16 protein-coding genes and 2 pseudogenes are annotated in these 19,536 nt (G+C 72.9%); 13 read left to right on the top strand and 5 right to left on the bottom strand.

The window, feature by feature from the left end; genetic code table 11:
• Positions 1 to 310: 310 nt before the first annotated feature.
• The 4 genes from ACIPXC_RS02665 to ACIPXC_RS02650 all read left to right on the top strand — a co-directional run bounded on the left by ACIPXC_RS02665 (position 311) and on the right by ACIPXC_RS02650 (position 4,253).
• On the top strand, positions 311 to 1,756 hold the full coding sequence (locus ACIPXC_RS02665) for an amidase (protein ID WP_401612730.1): 1,446 nt from the start codon (positions 311 to 313) through the stop codon (positions 1,754 to 1,756).
• A gap of 415 nt (positions 1,757 to 2,171) precedes the next feature.
• The gene (locus ACIPXC_RS02660) at positions 2,172 to 2,612 is read left to right on the top strand and encodes a hypothetical protein (RefSeq protein WP_401612727.1); all 441 of its coding nucleotides are present in this window, start codon (positions 2,172 to 2,174) and stop codon (positions 2,610 to 2,612) included.
• A gap of 147 nt (positions 2,613 to 2,759) precedes the next feature.
• On the top strand, positions 2,760 to 3,599 hold the full coding sequence (locus tag ACIPXC_RS02655) for a hypothetical protein (protein ID WP_401612724.1): 840 nt from the start codon (positions 2,760 to 2,762) through the stop codon (positions 3,597 to 3,599).
• A gap of 189 nt (positions 3,600 to 3,788) precedes the next feature.
• The gene (locus ACIPXC_RS02650; protein WP_401612721.1) at positions 3,789 to 4,253 is read left to right on the top strand and encodes a type II toxin-antitoxin system PemK/MazF family toxin; all 465 of its coding nucleotides are present in this window, start codon (positions 3,789 to 3,791) and stop codon (positions 4,251 to 4,253) included.
• A gap of 255 nt (positions 4,254 to 4,508) precedes the next feature.
• Here the strand turns inward: ACIPXC_RS02650 and ACIPXC_RS02645 are convergent, their stop codons facing one another.
• Complete coding sequence (locus ACIPXC_RS02645; RefSeq protein ID WP_401612718.1) at positions 4,509 to 5,363, bottom strand: TIGR02452 family protein; 855 nt, start codon at positions 5,361 to 5,363, stop codon at positions 4,509 to 4,511.
• Between the two features lie 108 nt (positions 5,364 to 5,471).
• Between ACIPXC_RS02645 and egtA the strand changes: the two genes are divergently transcribed.
• From egtA to egtD, 4 genes are read left to right on the top strand one after another with little or no spacing between them, the layout of a single operon-like run.
• On the top strand, positions 5,472 to 6,800 hold the full coding sequence (egtA, locus tag ACIPXC_RS02640) for an ergothioneine biosynthesis glutamate--cysteine ligase EgtA (protein ID WP_401612715.1): 1,329 nt from the start codon (positions 5,472 to 5,474) through the stop codon (positions 6,798 to 6,800).
• Entirely contained in the window at positions 6,797 to 8,101 is a 1,305-nt protein-coding gene (gene egtB, locus ACIPXC_RS02635; RefSeq protein ID WP_401612712.1) for an ergothioneine biosynthesis protein EgtB, read from the top strand. Before egtA ends, egtB begins: the two co-directional genes overlap by 4 nt.
• A complete protein-coding gene (gene egtC / locus ACIPXC_RS02630; RefSeq protein WP_401612709.1) occupies positions 8,101 to 8,859 on the top strand; it encodes an ergothioneine biosynthesis protein EgtC in 759 nt (252 codons plus the stop codon). The genes egtB and egtC overlap by 1 nt, the downstream gene beginning before the upstream one ends.
• A complete protein-coding gene (egtD, locus tag ACIPXC_RS02625; RefSeq protein WP_401612706.1) occupies positions 8,856 to 9,830 on the top strand; it encodes an L-histidine N(alpha)-methyltransferase in 975 nt (324 codons plus the stop codon). The genes egtC and egtD overlap by 4 nt, the downstream gene beginning before the upstream one ends.
• On the opposite strand, the gene ACIPXC_RS02620 is transcribed toward egtD, so the two are convergent.
• From ACIPXC_RS02620 to ACIPXC_RS02610, 3 genes are all read right to left on the bottom strand, one after another.
• Positions 9,713 to 10,654, bottom strand: a complete 942-nt coding sequence (locus ACIPXC_RS02620; protein WP_401612703.1) for a lysophospholipid acyltransferase family protein — start codon at positions 10,652 to 10,654, stop codon at positions 9,713 to 9,715. The two genes, egtD and ACIPXC_RS02620, sit on opposite strands and share 118 nt — an antisense overlap.
• Positions 10,651 to 11,478 (bottom strand): GNAT family N-acetyltransferase, encoded by an 828-nt coding sequence (locus tag ACIPXC_RS02615; protein WP_401612700.1) that lies wholly within the window; start codon positions 11,476 to 11,478, stop codon positions 10,651 to 10,653. The genes ACIPXC_RS02620 and ACIPXC_RS02615 overlap by 4 nt, the downstream gene beginning before the upstream one ends.
• Before the next feature lie 165 nt (positions 11,479 to 11,643).
• Positions 11,644 to 12,906: an extracellular solute-binding protein gene (locus ACIPXC_RS02610; RefSeq protein WP_401612698.1), complete on the bottom strand. Its 1,263-nt coding sequence runs from the start codon at positions 12,904 to 12,906 to the stop codon at positions 11,644 to 11,646.
• Positions 12,907 to 13,069: 163 nt separating this feature from the next.
• On the opposite strand from ACIPXC_RS02610, the gene ACIPXC_RS02605 reads away from it, so the two are divergent.
• Positions 13,070 to 13,285: a dodecin gene (locus tag ACIPXC_RS02605; protein WP_046776659.1), complete on the top strand. Its 216-nt coding sequence runs from the start codon at positions 13,070 to 13,072 to the stop codon at positions 13,283 to 13,285.
• Positions 13,286 to 13,352: 67 nt separating this feature from the next.
• On the opposite strand, the gene ACIPXC_RS02600 is transcribed toward ACIPXC_RS02605, so the two are convergent.
• Complete coding sequence (locus ACIPXC_RS02600) at positions 13,353 to 13,850, bottom strand: hypothetical protein (protein WP_401612695.1); 498 nt, start codon at positions 13,848 to 13,850, stop codon at positions 13,353 to 13,355.
• Positions 13,851 to 13,906: 56 nt separating this feature from the next.
• Between ACIPXC_RS02600 and ACIPXC_RS02595 the strand changes: the two are divergent.
• From ACIPXC_RS02595 to ACIPXC_RS02580, 4 genes and pseudogenes are all read left to right on the top strand, one after another.
• Positions 13,907 to 14,329, top strand: a pseudogene (locus ACIPXC_RS02595) (LLM class flavin-dependent oxidoreductase); the annotation flags it as partial.
• Between the two features lie 93 nt (positions 14,330 to 14,422).
• Positions 14,423 to 18,331, top strand: coding sequence for a hypothetical protein (locus ACIPXC_RS02590; RefSeq protein WP_401613113.1), 3,909 nt, complete (start codon positions 14,423 to 14,425; stop codon positions 18,329 to 18,331).
• Positions 18,328 to 19,131, top strand: coding sequence for a serine peptidase (locus ACIPXC_RS02585; protein WP_401612693.1), 804 nt, complete (start codon positions 18,328 to 18,330; stop codon positions 19,129 to 19,131). Before ACIPXC_RS02590 ends, ACIPXC_RS02585 begins: the two co-directional genes overlap by 4 nt.
• Positions 19,132 to 19,166: 35 nt before the next feature.
• Positions 19,167 to 19,404: pseudogene (locus tag ACIPXC_RS02580) on the top strand (hypothetical protein); the annotation flags it as partial.
• Positions 19,405 to 19,536: the final 132 nt, after the last annotated feature.

Genomic DNA, 19,536 nt, shown 5'->3' with positions numbered 1-19,536 from the left:
GGCCCCGCGCTGTTGCACTTCCGCCCCGCCCGGACGCGGACCTACTCGTGTCGGCCGCGGCGCGGCACCACGCGGTGCGCGGCTTCCCGGTCCCGTCGGTTGCGTGAGGCCCTGCCGACGCAGGCCGCGTATGCGGTGGGCCACTTGACACCACGTGCCTCCGCGAGGGCCCCCACCGCCTGCGCGCCGTCGACACGCTCGCGTCGTGGGGCGAGGAGGTCTCGCATCTGCTCTGACTCTGACGGATGACGTGGCTCCCCCTCCCCGTTACCGTCTTCCTACCGATCGGTAATGGGGGGAGTGGTTCACGATGTCGGAGTCCTCGGGTCCTGCCGCGGCGGCGGTCCCGGCTCGGTCCGCGGCGGAGTCGGCGACGGACGGCGGACTGGTCGCGATGGCCGCCGCGCTCGCCGAAGGGAGCGTATCGGCACGGCAGTTGACCGAGCAGGCACTGCGCCGGATCGCGGCGGCGCAGCCCGGGCTCAATGCCTTCCGGACCGTGCGCGCGGAAGCCGCGCTCGCCGAGGCGGACGCGGCCGACCGAAGGCTCGCCGCGGGCGAGCGGCTGCCCTTGCTGGGCGTGCCGCTCGCGGTGAAGGACGACATGGACGTGGCCGGGCAGCCGACGGCGTTCGGCTGCGCCGGATCCTTCGCCCCGAAGACCGCCGACAGCGAGGCGGTGCGCCGGCTGCGGGCGGCCGGTGCGGTCATCGTCGGCAAGACCCAGACGCCGGAGCTGGGCCAGTGGCCCTTCACCGAGGGCGATGCCTTCGGCGAGACCCGCAACCCGTGGAACCGGTCCTACACACCGGGTGGTTCCTCCGGCGGCTCGGCGGCCGCCGTGGCGGCGGGCCTGGTCCCGGCCGCGCTCGGTTCGGACGGCGCCGGGTCGGTGCGGATCCCCGCCGCCTGGACCCATCTGGTCGGGGTGAAACCGCAGCGCGGCCGCATCTCGACCTGGCCGGAGCCGGAGTCGTTCAACGGGCTGACGGTCAACGGGGTGCTGGCCCGGACCGTGGCCGACGCGGCGCTCCTGCTGGACGCGGCGAGCGGTCCGCACCCCGAGGACCTGCACCGTCCGGCGCGCATCTGCGCGGTCGAGGCGGCCCGGCGCACCCCGCGCCGGCTGCGGATCGCCCTGTCCTTCGGGATGGCGTTCACGGCGACGCCGAAGTCGCTCGACCCGGAGGTGCGTTCCGCGGTGGAGCGGCTGGCCTCCCGGCTGGAGTCGCTGGGTCACGAGGTGATCCCGGAGGACCCCCGCTACGGCCCGATCGGCCTGACCTTCGTGCCCCGCGCGACCAGCGGCGTACGGGACTGGGCCGCGCGCATACCGGATCCCACGCTGCTGGACCCGCGGACGCACGAGGCCGTACGGACGGGACGGCTGCTGGGCGGGCTGCCGCTGCGGGTGTCCCGTCGGGCGGAGACCCTGCTGCGCCGGCGGGTCGGCGAGATCTTCGGCCGCTTCGACGTGGTCCTGACTCCTACGACGGCCACTCCGCCGCTGCGCGTCGGGGCGCTGGCCGGGCTGGGGGCCATGGCGACGGACCGGGCGATGATCGCCGCCTGCCCGTACGCCTGGACGTGGAACGTCCTGGGCTGGCCCGGGGTGAACATCCCGGCCGGGTTGACGGAGGACGGGCTGCCGATGGGGGCCCAGTTGCTCGGGCCCGCGAACTCGGAGCCGTTGCTGCTGGGGCTGGCGGCGCAGGTGGAGGCGGTCGAGGGCTGGGCGGCGCGCCGCCCGGGCTGAGGGGAAGCCGACGGCGGGAAGCCTCGGCTGCGCGGCGGGGCGGATCGCGGCGGGACGGACGGGGCGCAGCGGGGCGGACGGATCGCGGCGGGGCAGGCGCGTCACGGCGGGGCAGGCGCGTCGCCGCAGGGCGGGCGAATCGCAGCGGGGCGGACGGATCGCGGCGGGGCAGGCGCGTCGCGGCGGGGCAGGCGCGTCGCCGCAGGGCGGGCGAATCGCAGCGGGGCGGACGGATCGCGGCGGGGCAGGCGGATCGCCGCGGGGCGGACAGGTCGCGGCGGGGCAGGCAGGAGCGGGCGGGCAGCGGGCGGTGGGCAGGTCGGAATGCCGAGGGTAGGCCCCCGTGACACGCTGAAAGGGGGATCACGCCGGTTCCGGCCCCGCCCGGCCGGCCCTGCCACCCGAGGAGACCGAAATGGCAACTGACGCCGGCAGGCCCCAGGCGGCCCGCACACACCCGGACCCCTGGCACGCGGCCACGTCGGGCAGAACCGTCGCGGCGGCAGTCCTGATGATCTTCGGTGGAGCGATGGCGTTCTTCGAAGGGATCGCCGCCCTCGCCAGCGACGACCTGTTCGTCGTGACGCGCCACTACGTCTTCGAGTTCAGCCTGACCGGCTGGGGCTGGGTCCACCTGATCCTGGGCATCGTCCTCGTCGCGGCCGGCTGCGCCATCCTCTTCACCGGCGCCCTGTGGGCGCGCTATCTGGGTATCACCGTCGCCGGACTGGGCGCCTTCGCCAACTTCCTGTGGCTGCCGTACTACCCCTTGTGGGCACTGGTGCTCATCGCGGTCAACATCCTGGTCATCTGGGCCCTGTGCACGGGCGCGCACCACGAGGCGGACGCGCCCTGACCTGCCCTGTCTGTCCCCGTCGGCCCGACGAGGACCGACGAGGCCCGGCGGCTCGACCTGGCGAACCGGCCGAGCCGCCGGGCGGCCGGAGCCTCGGGGACGGCGGGGGCAGGAAGGCTGCGCATCGTCCAGGTGTGAGGTGTCAAGGTGGAGACGAAAGCCCGAACGGACTCACGGCTGGTGTGGTGGCTCACCGGCCTCACACCTCTGATCTTCGTGCTGACGCACTATCTCGCGGTCCTCCCGCATGAGTTCTCCCACTCGGTGACGGCCTGGATGCTGGGCATCAAGAACGAGCCGGGCAACATCGACTGGGGAGGGAGCAGCCTCTGGAACGTCATGCTCCTCGCGCACATCGACGAGAACGTCGACTACGGCGCCGCGCTGGCCGCCGGGAAGAACACCCAGGTCGCGGTAGTTGCGTTCGCCGGCCTCGGCATCGGCAACCTGCTGCCCTACCTGATCGTTCGCTTCGGGCTCATGAAGCGAACCTGGCTCGCCCGACGCCCGGTTGTCCTGTACGTGCTGTTCTGGTACTTCTTCAGCAGCCTGGCGAATCTCTACGACTACGTTCCCATGCGGAACTTCGCACCCGACGGCGATGTGACGCACTTCGTCCTGGCGAGCGGAGTGTCTCGGTGGTGGATCTTCGTCGTCGGCACGTGGGGTGTCATCTGGGCGATCACCGACTTCTACCGCGACATCCTGCCGTACACGCTGGGCACCTGCCGATTCGAGCCGGAGCGGATCGCCAGAGCCCTCGTCCTCGTCCTCACGGTCGGGCTCATGTTCGCCTACTTCGCCCTCCCTGCTCTGCTGGAGACGGAGCCGGTGACCCTCTTCATGGGACGGTTCTCGCTTGTGCTGATCCCCGTGGTCCTCGTCGCGACGTGGCGGCGCAACGTGCTCAGCCCTCTGCCGTCCTCTGCGCTGCTGCCGACCGCCAACGACCGTCTCTCACCGGTCGAAGCCCGGCCCGGGGGCTGACATCAACACCGTTGCGTCAAGCCGGTGAGTCGCGGCGCAACCCCACGGTGAACCGGCCGCACGATCCCTCAGACGGCGCGCTTCTCGCCACACCTGCGCACAGCGGTTTCGCCGGAGGATGCGCGACGGATACGGAGCGTGACCCCCCGCGGCTGTCCCTCACGCCGGGAAACCAGTAATCTCCCCGCAATGACGGCACTTTCACAGCACAGCAGCGGCTACACGGAGCAACCGGGCCGCGACGGCGCCACGGCCACCACGGAGGCCGATCCGCGCGCCATCGGGCCGGTACGGACCGAGTACGCCCCGGATCCCGACGGCGACCCCGACCCCGGCGAGATCGTGTGGACCTGGGTGCCCTTCGAGGAGAACGACGGCCGCGGCAAGGACCGGCCGGTGCTGGTCGTGGCCCGCGAGCCGGGCGGCCCGACGCTGTTCGCCGTACAGCTGTCCAGCAAGCGGCACGACCGCGACCACGAGTGGGTGCCGATCGGGACGGGCCCGTGGGACAGCGCGGGGCGGGAGTCGTGGGTGGATGTCGACCGGGTGCTGCGGGTGCACGAGTCGGGGATGCGGCGGGAGGCCTGCGCACTGGACCGGGGACGCTTCGGGCTGGTGGTGAACCGGCTGCGCGAGCGCTACGGCTGGCAGTAGCCGCGGGAACGCACCGGGCCGGGACGGCGAACCGTCCCGGCTGCGCGGCGCCCGCCGCCCGGCGGCCTTTCCGGACCGGCGGGCCCACGCCACGGCGGGGCCGGCGACCGCCCGGCGACCGCGGCCCGTCCCCAGCGGCTCAACGACACATCCGGCCCGGCGGGCTCCCGACCTGGCAGGCTCCCGGCCCGGCGGCGCCCGCGGCCGCTCCGGCGGCCCGGCCGCCCGTTCCGGTGCCGCCGGGGCTCCCCGGAGTCAGGCCGCGACGTCCGCGAAGGCCCGCTCGAAGGCTTCCCGGGTGTCCGGCTTGCGGTCCAGCACCGCGAACACCACCCGTTCGAAGGTCCCCGCGAACCGGCCTGCCAGCAGCCCGCGGAAGGCCTCGGCCACCTCGGCCGGGTCGTTGCGGAACACCCCGCACCCCCAGGCCCCCAGCACCAGCAGCCGGTACCCGTGCGACGCCGCCACCTCCAGGACCAGTTCCGCGCGCCGGGCCAGCGCCGCGGGGATCTCGGCGGCCCGCTCCGGCTCCTGCCGCAGGATCGTGCCCGCGTTCGGAGCGGGCGAGGTCAGGAAACCGGCCAGGAACGGCGACTCCATCAGCTCGCCCCGGTCGTCACGGAAGACCGGCACACCGGGCGAGTGAATCACCCGGTCGGTGTAGAAGGTGCTGACTTCCGCACGGTGCACCGCGTAGTACTCCGGAGCCTCCAGCAGCGTCTCGTACAGCGCGGAGGCGCGGCACAGGGCCTCCTCCTGCGCCTTGGCCCCGCGGACGTAGCCGCCCCCGGGATTCCGGGCCGAGGCGAAGTTCAGGACCGCCACCGGCGCCCCGGACCGCCCGGCCCCCGGACCCGCCGGAGCATGCGCGGCGAGCCTACGGGCAGCGACCGTACTGCTCTCCCCGGTGACCTCGACGACCGTCGTGCGACCCGTACCCAGGGGTTGCTCGCCTGGAATGACCTGGTTCGGCCCATATATTCTGGTTCCTGCCTTGGCGTCCGCCAGGGCGGCGGCAAGGGAAACCTGCCGCCCCGACCGCGTCCGGTACCCGCCGGCCGCCAGGATTTCCGCGTTCTCCCGCGCGATCTCGCGCAATCTGCCGCTCACGCCTCCATCCTGCACACCTCACTTTCCCGGCGGCAAAGGATTTTGTGCCCGAGGGAGGGGTAGGCACGGGTGATGTCACGGCCGACGACAGGAGAAGAGGACCCGGTCATGCCCCTCGACCCACCCGTTCCCCCACCCGCGCCGGACGCGCCACCCTCCGACGCCCCGCCCTCCCCCTCGATCAGCGAGAAACAGGCGGAGCACCTGATCCACGGGATCTGTTTCAAGACCGGCCCGCCCCGTCTGGTCGGCGCCGAACTCGAATGGCTGGTCGTGGACGCCGAGCGGCCCGCCCTGACCGTGTCCCCCGAGCGGCTCCGAGCGGCGCACACCGCGGCCCGCGCGCTGCCCCTGCACTCCCGGGTGACCGTCGAACCGGGCGGACAGCTCGAACTCAGCTCGGCCCCCGCCACCTCCCTCACAGGCTGCGTGGACGGGCTCCAGGACGACCTGACCGCCGTCCGCGCCGCCCTTGGCGAGCAGGGGCTGGTGCTGCGCGGCCTCGGCCGTGATCCCCGCCTGCCGTACCGGCGGCTGCTGGACAGCCCGCGCTACGACGCGATGGAGGCCTACTTCGACCGCACCGGCCCGGCCGGCCGCGCCATGATGTGCGCCTCCGCCTCCGTGCAGGTCTGCGTGGACGCCGGGTACGAGGAGCCGGGGGTGCTCGGCCACGGCCGGCGCTGGCGCCTCGCCCACCTGCTCGGCGCGGTCCTGGTGGCCGCCTTCGCCAACTCCCCCGCGGACGAGGGACCGTACGCCGGCTGGCGGTGCTCCCGTCAGGGGATCTGGAACGACCTGGACGCCCGGCGCACCCTCGCCCCACCGCTGGACGTGGAGCCGCGGGACGGTTGGGTCCGCCAGGCACTGGACACCGAGGTGATGTGCGTACGGTCGTACGAGGGCGAGGCGTGGGACGTCCCGCGCGGTACGACCTTCCGCGACTGGCTGCGCGCGGGCGACGACGGGCAGGCCCTGCGGGCGCCCACCGCCGAGGACCTGGACTACCACCTCACGACGTTGTTCCCGCCCGTGCGGCCGCGCGGCCACATGGAGCTGCGCATGATCGACGCGCAGCCGGGCGACAACGGCTGGCTGGTTCCGGTGGCCGTCGTGCACGCGCTGTTCGACGACCCGGAGGCCGCCGAGACCGCCTACCGGGTGACCAAGGCCCTGGCCGACTCCTACGGCGCGCAGCCCGCTCCCCGCAATCCGCTGTGGCGGTCCGCGGCCCGCCACGCTCTGACCGATCCCGAACTGCGGGCGGCCGCCAAGACCTGCTTCCGCGCGGCCGCGGATGCCCTGCCCCGGCTCGGTGCGTCCCCGCACGTCCGGGACACCGTGGGGGCGTTCACCGAGCGCTTCGTCCTGCGCGGCCGGTGTCCGGGTGACGAACCGCCGCAGCTGCGGCCCGAAGGGAAGGAGGCCCTGCGATGACCACCGAATCCCACCCCGGGCTGCGGGAGCGGGCGGCGGCGTCGCTGACCGCCGCGCGGGCCCGGACGGCGGCGCTCACCGACGCGGTGACCGACGCCGACCTCACCGCCCAGCACTCCCCCCTGATGTCCCCACTGGTCTGGGACCTGGCGCACATCGGCCACCAGGAGGAGCTCTGGCTGCTCCGCCGGGTCGCCGGACGCGAGTCGATGCGTCCCGAGATCGATCCCCTCTACGACGCCTTCGAGCACCCGCGTGCCGAGCGTCCGAAGCTGCCGCTGCTGGGGCCCGAGGAAGCCCGCCGGTACGCCGCCGAGGTCCGCGGCCGGGTCTTCGACCTCCTGGAGAAGTCCCCGCTGGAGGGCAGTGCGCTCCTCGACGACGGCTTCGTCTTCGGGATGGTCGCCCAGCACGAGCAGCAGCACGACGAGACCATGCTGATCACCCATCAGCTGCGGCGTGGCGCTCCCGTGCTGACCGCGCCGGAGCCGGACGCGCCCTACGATCCTCCGGGCGCCCCCGAGGTCCTCATACCTGCGGGCCCGTTCACCATGGGCACCTCCACGGAGCCGTGGTCGCTGGACAACGAACGGCCGGCGCACCAGCGGGACACCGCGGCGTTCTGGATGGACACGCTGCCGGTGACGAACGCCGCGTACCGCGTCTTCATCGCGGACGGCGGCTACCACGAACCCCGATGGTGGGCGGCGGCCGGCTGGGACCAGATCCGCCGGCACGCGATCGAGGCGCCGCTGTTCTGGCACCGGGAGGGCGGCGAATGGCTGCGCCGCCGCTTCGGGGTCACCGAGGCCGTCCCCGATGAAGAACCGGTTCTGCATGTCAGTTGGTACGAGGCGGACGCCTACGCCCGGTGGGCGGGTCGGCGGCTGCCCACGGAGACCGAGTGGGAGAAGGCAGCCCGCTTCGACCCGGCGACCGGTCGCTCGGCCCGCTACCCGTGGGGCGACGCGGACCCGACCCCGGCCCACGCCAACCTGGGACAGCGGCACCTGCGCCCGTCCCGCGCGGGCAGCTACCCGGCCGGGGCGTCCCCGCTCGGGGTGCGCCAGCTGATCGGCGACGTGTGGGAGTGGACGGCGTCCGACTTCCTGCCGTACCCGGGCTTCCGGGCCTTCCCCTACCGGGAGTACTCGGAGGTGTTCTTCGGCCCGGAGCACAAGGTGCTGCGGGGCGGTTCCTTCGCGGTGGATCCGGTGGCCTGCCGGGGCACCTTCCGCAACTGGGACCTTCCGGTGCGGCGGCAGATCTTCTCCGGCTTCCGCACGGCGAGGGATGCCTGATGTGCCGTCATATCGCTTATCTGGGACCGGAGGTGGCGCTCGGGAGGCTGCTGAGCGAGCCCGAGCACTCGCTGGTGCGCCAGTCCTGGGAGCCGCGCCGCCAGCAGCACGGCACGGTCAACGCCGACGGCTTCGGCATCGGCTGGTACGCCGAGGGCGACCCGGTGCCCGCCCGCTACCGTCGCTCCGGGCCGATCTGGGGCGACCTGACCTTCACCGATCTCGCCCGCGTGGTGCGCAGCGGGGCCGTGCTGGCCGCCGTACGGGACGCCACGCTGGCCGGGGCCGACGGCGAGGCCGCGGCCGCGCCCTTCGCGGACGGGCCGTGGCTGTTCAGCCACAACGGCGCGGTACGCGACTGGCCGGAGTCGGCGGCGCCGCTCGCGGCGGCACTGCCGCCCGAGGAGCTGCTGCAGCTGGCGGCCCGTACTGATTCGGCGCTGGTCTGGGCACTGGTACGACGCCGGCTGCGGGCCGGGGACGACCTGGGCACCGCGCTCGCCGAGCCCGTGCGGGAGCTGTCCTCGGCCGCGCCCGGCTCCCGGCTGAACCTGCTGCTCACGGACGGCGCGGCGATCGCCGCGACGGCCTGGGGCGATTCGCTCTGGTATCTGACCGATCCGGGGGGCGGGCGCACCGTGGTGGCGTCCGAGCCCTACGACGACGACACCCGGTGGTGCGAAGTGCCCGACCGGACCCTGCTGACCGCCACCCCTACGCGGGTCCGTCTGACCCCGCTCAAGGAGAACCGCACGTGACCAGCTTTCAGTTGACCCGGACCCTGGACGAGGACGCGGCGGAGACCGCCCTGCGTGCGGACGTGCTGCACGGGCTGACGCACACGCCCAAGGTGCTGCCGCCCAAGTGGTTCTACGACGCGCGGGGCAGCGAACTCTTCGAGGAGATCACCCGGCTGCCAGAGTACTACCCGACGCGGGCGGAGCGGGAGATCCTGCTGGAGCGGGCGCGGGAGATCGCCGCGGTGAGCGGGGCCCGCACCCTGGTGGAGCTGGGTTCCGGTTCCTCGGAGAAGACCCGCCATCTGATCGAGGCGATGCCCGCACTGGACACGTATGTGCCGGTGGACGTGAGCGAGAGCGCCCTGCGCGGAGCGGCCACCGCGCTGCTCGCCGACCATCCGGGGCTGCGGGTGCACGCCCTGCTGGCCGACTTCACGCGTGCGCTGCAGCTGCCGGACTCCCCCGGCCCCCGGCTGGTGGTGTTCCTGGGCGGCACCGTCGGGAACCTGCTGCCGCCGGAGCGGGCGGTGTTCCTGTCGGCCGTACGGTCGATGCTGTCGCCCGGGGACGCGCTGCTGATGGGCACGGACCTGGTGAAGGACGAGGCCGTGCTGGTGACGGCGTACGACGACGCACGGGGGGTGACGGCCGAGTTCAACAAGAACGTGCTGGCCGTCATCAACCGGGAGCTGGACGCCGACTTCCACACCGCCGACTTCGAGCACGTGGCGGTGTGGAACAGGGAGCAGGAGTGGATCGAGATGCGGCTGCGGGCCCGGTCCGAGCTGACGGTGAAGGTCCGGGCCCTGGACCTGGTGGTGCCGTTCGCGCAGGGTGAGGAGATCCTGACGGAGGTGTCCGCGAAGTTCCGTCAGGAGGGCGTACGGAAGGAACTGGCCGCGGCGGGGCTGGAGCTGACCCAGTGGTGGACGGACGCGGCGGGCCGCTTCGCGCTGTCCTTGTCGGTCGCCGAAGGCCCGGTGGGCTGATCGGGCGGGGCCGGCCGCGTCGTCCGCTCCGGCGCGCGGTCGGTCACGGCCCGCTGGGCGGCGGCCGCGAGGTCCCGCCGGTCCGGGTACCGGCCCGGCGGGATCCGCGGCAGCAGCGTGACCTCGGCCCGTATGCCGCGGGCCCGGGCGATCCGCCACAGCGAGGCGGTCAGCGGGTCGTCCCCGACGAAGGCGGGCGCCCCGGCCGGTTCCCCGTCGGCCCGCAGGTACGCCAGGTGCAGGGGCTGTACGGGGACGCGCGCGTCCAGGGCGGACTGGAAGGCGGCCCTGCGGAAGGTGCCCCCGGCGCGGCCGCACCAGGTGGAGCCTTCGGGGAAGACGGCGACCCGGTGGCCGGCGAGCAGCGCGCGGGTCATCGCGCCGACGGTGGCGGGCAGGGCGCGGATCCGGTCGCGCTCGATGAACAGGGTTCCGGCCCGTGCGGCGAGGCGGCCGAGGACGGGCCAGGCGCGGATGTCGCTCTTGGCGAGCATCCGGCTGGGCAGGACGGCGGCGACGAGTGGGATGTCGAGCCAGGAGATGTGGTTGGCGACGAGGAGGCGGCCGCCGGGCGGGCCCGGGCTGCCGTGCACGGTGATCCGCAGGCCGAAGGCGCGTACCAGTGCGGCCGACCAGGCCCGTACCACCGCGTGCCGGGGGCCGGCCGGCAGCAGCCGGACCGGTGGGGCGCCCACGATCCCGAGCAGGATCAGGGCGACGGCGCCGGTGAGGCGCAGGACCGCGCGGGGGATGCTCGCGGTGCGCCCCTCGTGGCCGGAGCAGGCCTCGGGGGTGCAGGGCGAGGTGGGCAGCCAGACGCTCATGCGCCCGGGATGAGCGCGCGGAAGTGCTTCAGGTAGCGCGGGTTGGTCCGGCGCAGGGAGAGCAGCACGTACAGGTCGGCGCAGCCGAACTCGGTGTCGAGGGCGGGCTCTCCGCAGACCCAGGCGCCCAGGCGCAGGTAGCCGCGCAGCAGCGGGGGCAGTTCCATGCCGTCGGGGAAGGCGATGCCTCGGGGGTTCCAGGGGGTGTGCGGGGTGACCCGGTACTCCTCGGGTGCGGGGCTGCGGGTCAGGGCGCGCTCGCGGGTGGCCGCGGCGAGGACGCCGCCGTCGGCGAGCGGTATCGAGCAGCAGCCGGCGAGCCAGTTGTGGCCGGTGCGGTCCATGTAGTGGGCGAGGCCGGCCCAGATGAGGGCGATGACGGCGCCGTTGCGGTGGTCGGGGTGGACGCAGGAGCGGCCGACCTCGACGAGGTCGGGACGGATGGGGGCGAGCGCGGAGAGGTCGAACTCGCCCTCGGAGTACAGGCGGCCCGCCACGGCGGCGCGCTCCGGCGGCAGCAGCCGGTAGGTGCCGACGACCTGCTCGGTCTCCTCGTCGATGACGAGGAGGTGGTCGCAGTAGGCATCGAAGGCGTCAGCGTCGAGGCCGGGCTCGGGGCCGTCGAGGCGGGCGCCGAGTTCGCCGGCGAAGACCTGGTGGCGCAGGCGCTGGGCGGCCCGTACCTCCTCCTCGTCGCGGGCGAGGCGCACGGTGTAGTGGGGCCCGGGGGCGGCGGCCTTGGCGGGGGCGGGCGCGGGGGCGAGGAGGGGGGAGGTGGGGGCGTTGGCCGTGGAGAGGGACTGGGACAGGGGTGCGATGGTCATGGCGGCTCCTGAACCGGGCACGGAGGGCCAGGCCGGCAGGTGGTGGCCTGGCTCCTCTACTTCTTCCGTGACCGGCTGGATTCGACATGACCGCTCTGCGGCCCTCGGGTGTGCGGACGGCGAACTCGCCGGTACTCCCGTTCCCCGACGGGACGGGCGGCGGTGTCAGCGGTCGGAGCTGAGCACCCGGCCGATCTCCTCGGAGGCCGCCCGTGCGGCCTGCTTGGGGTCCTGTCCGGTGAGCACGGCCGTCATGTAGGGCTTGATCGGGTTCTTCGCCTCGACCTCGGCCCAGAGGGCGGAGGCGGGGGTGGCCCGGCCCTGGGCGGCGCCGGGGGCCATGTTGGCGGCGCCCTCGTTGCCCTCGACCAGGTGCGCGAGGGTGCTCTTGTTGGGTACGTAGCTCATGGTGCGGGCGAGGTCGGTCTGCCACTTCTCGCTGACCAGGGCCGTGATCACGGACACGGCGCCCTTCCGGTGCCCGGTCCGCTCCGGGATGATCAGGTCGGAGCCGCCGGTGAAGACGGAACCGGCCTTGTCGGAGGTCTTGCCGGGGATGGGGAAGAAGCCGAGCCTGCCCTTCAGCGCGGGGTTGGCCGCCTCGATCTCGGCGGCCTGGCCGGGCGGGGCGATGATCTGGGCGACCTGGCCGCGGGCGAAGACCTGCGACTGCGGGGGTGTCTCCTCGTCGGCGCCCTTGGGCCCGTCGCCGAGGGCCTGGAGCTGCTTGTAGAACTCCATGCCGGCCAGGGCCTTCTCGTCGTCGAGGGTGCCGACCCACTTGCCGTCCGTCTCGACGGCGAGCTCCCCGCCCTCGTCCCAGACGAAGCCGGCGAGGACGTACCAGTTCTGTCCGGCGAGGTAGATGCCCTGCTGGTCGCCCTTGTCGAGTTTCTGGGTGACCTGGATCCACTCCTGGCGGTTCCTGGGCGGGGTCTTTATCCCGGCGTTCGCGAAGAGGTCCTTGTTGTAGACGACCACGCGGTTGGCGGCGTACCAGGGGACGCCGTACTGGGCGCCGTTGACGCTGCCCGGGTCGGCCAGGCCCTTGAGCCAGTCCTTGCTGCCCCACTCGCGCAGCCCTTCGAGCGTGAGTTCGGAGAGGCCTCCGGTCTCGATGTACTGCGCGACCTGGGTGTTCCCGACCTCGATGACGTCGGCCGGTTCCTTGCTCGTACCGTCCAGGACGGCGTTGACCTTGTCGCCGATGCCCGTCCACTCCTGGATCCTGACGTCCAGGTCGAGGTCGGGGTGCTCCTGCTCGAACGACGTGGTGAACCTGTCGATGAAGTCCTCGGAGGCGCTGCCCTTCATCAGCCACAGCGTCACCTTCTGCCGCCCCTCGGCCTGATCGGCCAACTGGCTGCAGCCCGTCAGGGCGGTCGCGGCCGCGAGCGCCGTGCACGCGGCGAGGAAGCGCATCTTCAAGAGGTCACCTTCTGGGGTCCGGTCTCAGATGGCTCGAAATTGGCATAGACCAATAGGCCGGTCAAGGGTCTTTCGCTCGGGATTGTTCGCGCAAAGTTCGCGGAGCAGGACTTACTGGGGCACCTTGGAACCAGACAAAAGCGACCCACTGTCGGGAGACCCCATGTCCAACCACACGTACCGGGTGACCGAGATCGTCGGCACCTCCCAAGAGGGCATCGATCAGGCCATCCGCAACGGGATCGCCCGAGCGGGCCAGACCGTACGGAACCTGGACTGGTTCGAGGTGGTCCAGATCCGCGGCCACCTGGAGAACGGGGAGATCGCCCACTACCAGGTGGGGCTGAAGGTCGGATTCCGGCTGGAGGGCGAGGACTGACACCGGGAGGGAACCGGACCCGCCCGGAGGCCCGCACCGGGGCCCCTGGCCCAGGCCACGAAGCCGCTCAGGTCCGGCCCTCGACCTCCTGGCCGGACCTGAGTTCGGGCGCGTCCGCCGCCCAGTCGGCGAGGACCACCCGGAAGCCGGCCGCCCGCGCGGCCTGGCAGACCAGCTCGTCGTCGTCCACGAGCATGCGTACCTCGCGGCCCCGGGCGATCCGGCCCAGCACCTCCAGCTTGGTCGTCCGGGCAGGCCTGCGGTCCTGGTTGCCGCGCATCCACAGCCGCCCCTCGGGCAGGCCGTGCCCGGTGAGCCACTCCACCGTGTCCGCACGGCACCGCTCGGGCCGCCCGGTCAGGTACACCACCTCGCAGTCGGCCGAGCTCTCCACCGCCAGGGCGATCCCGCGGGCGAGCGGCGGATCGGCCGGGGCCGCGCCGAAGAATCCCGCCCAGTCCCTGGGGCGGCGCTCCAGGAAGTGCTGGCGGTGGGCCGTGTCGGACAGGGTGTTGTCGATGTCGAAGACGGCCAGCGGCGGCCGCGAGGTGGGCTTCTCACTCATCCCGCCAGCCTAGGGCCGTGCACCGACACCGCCCCCGACCCCGCCCGGACGCGGGGCGCAGCCGCAACCGCGTCACCGGCATCGCGGAGAGGTACCGCGAGGAGTTCCGGCCCTGCGCCGCGGGGACCGGCCCGTACGTCGTGGTCTCCGGGACGGTGGCCGTCGCGGAGACCGCCGAGGAGGCCCGGCGCATCCTGCTCCCGGAGGCCTGGTCCCTGGCGTACTCCCGCACGCGGGGCAGCTTCCCGCCGCTCCGCCGGGCCGAGGAGGTCGAGGCCCTGGAGATGAGCCCGCAGGAGCGGGACCTGTACGAGGGCGCCCTCACGGGGCACAACCACGGGACGGAGGAGCAGGTGGCCGCCGAACTGTCCCGGGTCGCGGAGCAGACCGGCGCGGACGAACTGCTGGTCACCACCTCGACGTACGACCGTGCCGCCCTGCTGGACTCGCACACCCGGCTGGCCCGTATCGCGGGCCTGCGGCCGTGGGCATCGGGTAGCGTCGACAGCCAACCGAGGTGTGCGAGGGGCGTGTTGAGCGGAACGACGCAAGGCCGGGACGCAACCGGCCTCATGGTGCTGTCGATCGGGGTCGGTGGCTTCGACGAGGGCTCCGAGATGGAGGACCTCGGCTTCGTGCCGGCGCGCGTGAAGGAGGTGCAGGAGGCGTTCCGCTCGTTCGGGGCGTCGGGGGAAACGGCGCTGGACCGGACCGAGGGCGAGATCGACGCCCTGTTACGGAAGTGGATCGTGGACGAGCGGAAGTCCGCCGACGTCCTCGTCGTCCACCTGATCGGCCACGGCCGGGCCGACCGCGGCGGCCGCCTCTCCCTGGTGGCGCACGACGACCGCGACGTCGACGTCGACCGGTGGATCGAGAAGGCGCAGCAGGAGGCCGAACGCAGCGGCGATCAGCGCCGCGTCGTCTTCCTCGTGGACACGTGCTCGGCGGGCACCGCGACCGGCCGGCAGCCGATCTCCGAACTCGACGGCCGACGGGGCGTGTGGTCGCTCGGGGCGTCCGTGAGCAGCTCGCCGACGGAGCGCGGCCGCTTCAGCGGATGGATCGCCTCGGCGCTGGACGTCCTGCGGTACCGGGACTTCGCCCCGGATGTCGAGGCCGTGGGATTCACGCACTTCGTCAAGGAGTTGATAGCCCAGGTCAAGGCGGACACGACCTGGCGCATGTCCCTCGGTTTCAGTGTGGAGCAGGGCGACGGCGAGTGGCCGTTCCTGCCGAATCCGCTGACGCTGCGCAGCACGCCGGAGCAGATCCGGTGGCAGCGGCGGTCCCTCGGCTACGTCCCCGGCGAAGACCTGGGCGACCGGATCGCCGCGGGCGAGGAGGTCACCGACGGCCTTTACTTCATCGACCGTGCCTCCGGCCGCGGCCTCTTCTCCACCGACCACGGCACGGGCTTCTTCTCGGGGCGGGCCGCCGAACTGGGGCACTACCTGGCCTGGCTGGACGGCGACAGCCCGCTGCTGACGGTGACGGGCGCGGCCGGCGCCGGCAAGTCGGGGCTGCTCGGCCTCATCGTGTGCGCGGCCCATCCACACCTTCGCCGCACGGTCCGGGCCCTGTGGGAGCCCGCCGGAGGCGGTCTTCCGGAGGTTCCGGACGTCGTGGCCGTCCACGCGCGGCAGCGCTCGGCGCAGCAGGTGATGGCCGCCATCGCGGACCAGGCCGGGCTCGCCGTCCCCAGGGGTGACGGCACCGATGACGAGGCCCCGGACCAGGCCGGCGGCGGCCACGAACCCGTCGCGTGGAGGTACGGTCTGCTGCGGGAGGCCCTCCGACGGGAAGGCAGGCACCGGCTGATCGTGGTCGACGCCGTGGACGAGAGCACCGAACCCCGTGCGGTCCTGCGCCTGGTGTCCGCGCTCATCTCACCGGCGGAGCGGGACGGGGCGGACCCGGTCGCGCCGTGCCGGATCCTGCTGGGCGGCCGAAGGGAGGTGACGGCCGAGCTGTCGGACACCGCCGAGACCTCCGGGATCGCCGTGGACCGGATCGACCTGGACACCGCCGAGCCGCTCGCGCTGCAGGACGACGTGCACCGCTACGTCAAAGGCCTTCTGACCGCCAGTAAGCCGTACTCCTACGGTCCGCCCGCGGAGTTCGTCGACTACCTGGCGAAGCAGGGCGCGCAGAACATCGTCCGCAGGCTGCGACCGGACAGCCTCTGGGGGCCGTTCCTGATCGCGGGTCTGTACGTCCACTACCTCGTGACCTTGAGGAATCCCCCGCAGGACGAGGCCACGGCCCGGGCGCACACTCTGGCGGCCTCGGCGGAGCTTCCGCACCTGATGGAGGCCGTGCTCGCCGCCCGCAAGGACGAGTTCGTGTCGCTCCGCTCCGTTCTGGCCGTCCTCGCGCGATCTCACGGGGACGGCATGCCGCAGACGACTCTGCGCCGGTGCCTGGGGGCCCTGGGCGCGGGCGAGGTCACCGACAGGGCGTTCCTGGCCACGCTGCGGGAGGCCACGCCGTTCCTCCGTACCGGAGTCGACCCCGAGAGCGACGTGGCTCTCTACCGGATCTTCCACCAGGGGCTGGCGGACTATCTGCGCGACCATCCGGTGAGTTCGGACCCGGTGGACGCCGCGCAGAGTCTGGAGCTGGAGCGCAGGCTGCTGTCGGAGATCGTCGGCCCCTTCGTCGCGGACGCGGACCGGGCGGGTGAACGCTGGGCCTCCGCCGAGCCGTACGTGCTGCGGCACGCGCTGGGGCACGTGACCCGGGCCGACTCGCCCGGGTACGCCGAGCAGCTGCTGACCGATCCGTACTTCCTCATCCGCTTCGATCCACGGCAGGATCCCGGCGCCATGGACCTGACACGGTCGGAGCGTGCCTCGGAGTACGTCCGGCTGCTGAGCGCGTCGTGGTCCGTGCACTCGCAGCTGGGCAACGCGGCCGACCGTGCTTCGGTGTTCGCCTTCGACGCCCACCGGCTGAACCTCCCGGAGCATCACGCGCGGTTCACCCGGATCGGGGCCGAGGTCGCCCTTCGGCTGGGGGAGGCCCACACCGTGCTCTGGGCGGAGGGGGGCCAGCTGGATTCGAGTGCCCGCTGCATCGAGCACCGGGACGCGATGGTCCACAGCCTGGCCTTCTCACCCGACGGAACGCTTCTCGCGGCCGCCACGACCAGTGGCGTCAAGGTCACGGACACGCAGACCTGGCAGTCCGTCGGGCCCCTGCTCGGGAACGAGGACACCAGTGATGTCGCCTTCTCACCGGACGGCCGTCTGCTGGTCTTCGGATCGCGGCGCTGGACGAAGAACGTCCAGCTCTGGGACGTCCGGCGGCGAGCCCTCGTCGGAGAGCCGTGGGCGTGCCGCACCGGAGCGGTCCGCGCCCTGGCGTTCTCCCCCGACAGCCGTCACATCGCGGTCGGCAGCGCGGATCTCGACGTCTCCGTCTGGGACGTGACGGGCGAGCGTCCGGTCGAGACGGCCCGGATGGAGTTCAGCGGATCCGTCACCCAGGTGTGCTTCAGCCCCGACGGGCTCCTGCTCGCCGCGAGCGGAACGGGCGGCCTGGTCGTCTGGCGCACCGAGGACTGGCATCCGACGTCCCTGAGCACGCACGGCACGCGGGGAGTCGCCTTCTCGGCCGACGGCCGCCTGCTCGCCGCGCTGGGCGGCACCGGCGTGGGGCTGTGGACGGGCGACACCCTCGCATACCTCCGGACGGTGGATGCCGGAAGTGGTGGGTTGCGCCACAACCTCGCGTTCGCGGCGGACGGATCCGTGCTGGCCGTCGGGGCCCTGAAATCGATCGACGTGGTCGATGTGGCGTCGGGACGGTTCACGAGCCACCAGACCTCGATCAAGGCGAACACGACGTCCCTGGCGTTCCACCCGTCGGACCCCTCGATGCTGGTCAGCGGTGACGCCACCGGTCGGGTGCGGGTGTGGAAGGCGACCGCGCCGAGCGGGGCCGTCCCCCGCCTGACACAGTTCGATTCCGTCGGCGCCGTCGGTTCGCCCGACGGCCGCCTGATCGCGGTGGTCAACCGCACCACGTCCTGTCTCGAGCTGCGCGATCCGGCGACGGGCCGCATCCTCGCGTCGGCCGCTCCCCTGGGAAGCGCCGTCCGGCTGGCGTTCTCTCCCGACAGCCGGACGCTGGGTGCCGTCGCCTACTCCCGCGTCCTCCACATCGTCCGCACGGGTTCGTTGCCGCCCCCGCCCGCGGAGACCCTGCGCATCGAGGGAACCGCGGTGTACGAATCCCCCCTCGCCTTCTCCTCCGACAGCAGGCTGTTCGCGCTCGGGGTCGAGGAACACCCGTCCCGGAACTGTGTGATCAAGGTCTGGGACGCACACGACCTACGCCTCGTCCAGCGGATTCCACTGCCCGGACGCCCGAGCAGCATCGGTTTCGCCGGACCCGACAAGCTGTTCGCCACCATCGATGGAGCCGTCGCCGTCTACAGCTGCGACGGCACACACGCACAGGAGCTGCCCGAATGACCCGCGTCCTCGGTGTCCACGGCGTCCGCAACTACAAGGCCGCCGACAGCACGCCCCACCTCGGCGGCGCCCGGCTGCGCTCCGACTGGCTCACCGCGCTCGGGAGCGCCGCCGCGGGGCTCGACCTGGAGACGGCGTACTACGCCGACCTGCTGCGCAGCGAGAGGCAGAGCACGGAACCCGCCGATGAGGAGCTGGCGCTCGTCGAGCAGTGGGCGCGGGCCTGGGGTGTGGATCCGAGCGGGGCGCAGGGCCGGGCCACCGGCTGGCTGCGGTGGATCTGCGGCCGGGTCGCCGAACGGGCGGGGGAGCGGCCCGCGGTGGTCGAGAAGAGCGTGAGGCTGTTCTTCCCCGAGGTCACCCGGTACTTCGCGGCCGGACGCGAGCCCGTGCGCGAGCGGGTCAGGGCGGCGTTGCTGCGGCACCGGCCGGACGTCGTGGTGGCGCACTCGCTGGGCAGCGTCGTCGCCTACGAGGCCCTGCACGAGCTGGCCGGCGAGTTCGAGGTGCGGCTCCTCCTCACGCTCGGCTCACCGCTGGCCCTGCCGAACGCGGTGTTCCACCGGCTCGATCCCGGCCCGCTGGAGGGCCGTGGAATGCGGCCCCCGGGCGTGCGACGCTGGGCCGACATCGCCGACGTCGGAGATTTCGTGGCCATCCCGAAGGGCGCGCTGGCCCGGGTCTTCGAGGGCGTGGAGGAGCAGCCGGAGATCAGCATCGCGCCCCTGTGGCCGCACAGCGTGCTCGACTACCTCAGGCATCCTTCGGTGGCCGGCGCGATCACCGGGTACCGCCCCTGACCCCACCCGCGCACCCGGGCCGTAAAGTGGGACGAATGCACCAGTCCACCGGACCCCGGACCGACCACGGCCACGACCCCTGCGTACGGGTGCGGGGCGCCCGCGAGCACAACCTGCGCGGGGTCGATGTGGACATCCCGCGCGACGCTCTCACCGTGTTCACCGGAGTGTCCGGTTCCGGGAAGAGCTCGCTCGCCTTCGGCACGCTGTACGCGGAGGCCCAGCGCCGCTGCTTCGAGTCGGTGGCCCCGTACGCCCGCCGTCTAGAGCTGGGACTGGGCTACCTGAGCCTGGACCGGACCGCGTGGCCGGCCCTGTCCACGGGCGAGCTGCAGCGGCTGCGGCTGGCGACGCAGCTGCGGTCGGGGCGTGCGTGCGTGATCTGGAGGCGACGGGTCACCCCGG

The sequence above is a fragment of the Streptomyces sp. NPDC090021 genome, assembly GCF_044748225.1.
In the GTDB taxonomy this organism is placed as follows: domain Bacteria; phylum Actinomycetota; class Actinomycetes; order Streptomycetales; family Streptomycetaceae; genus Streptomyces.
The sequence above is the reverse complement of the archived record's forward strand: the minus strand, read 5'-3'. Positions and strand labels throughout refer to the sequence as shown.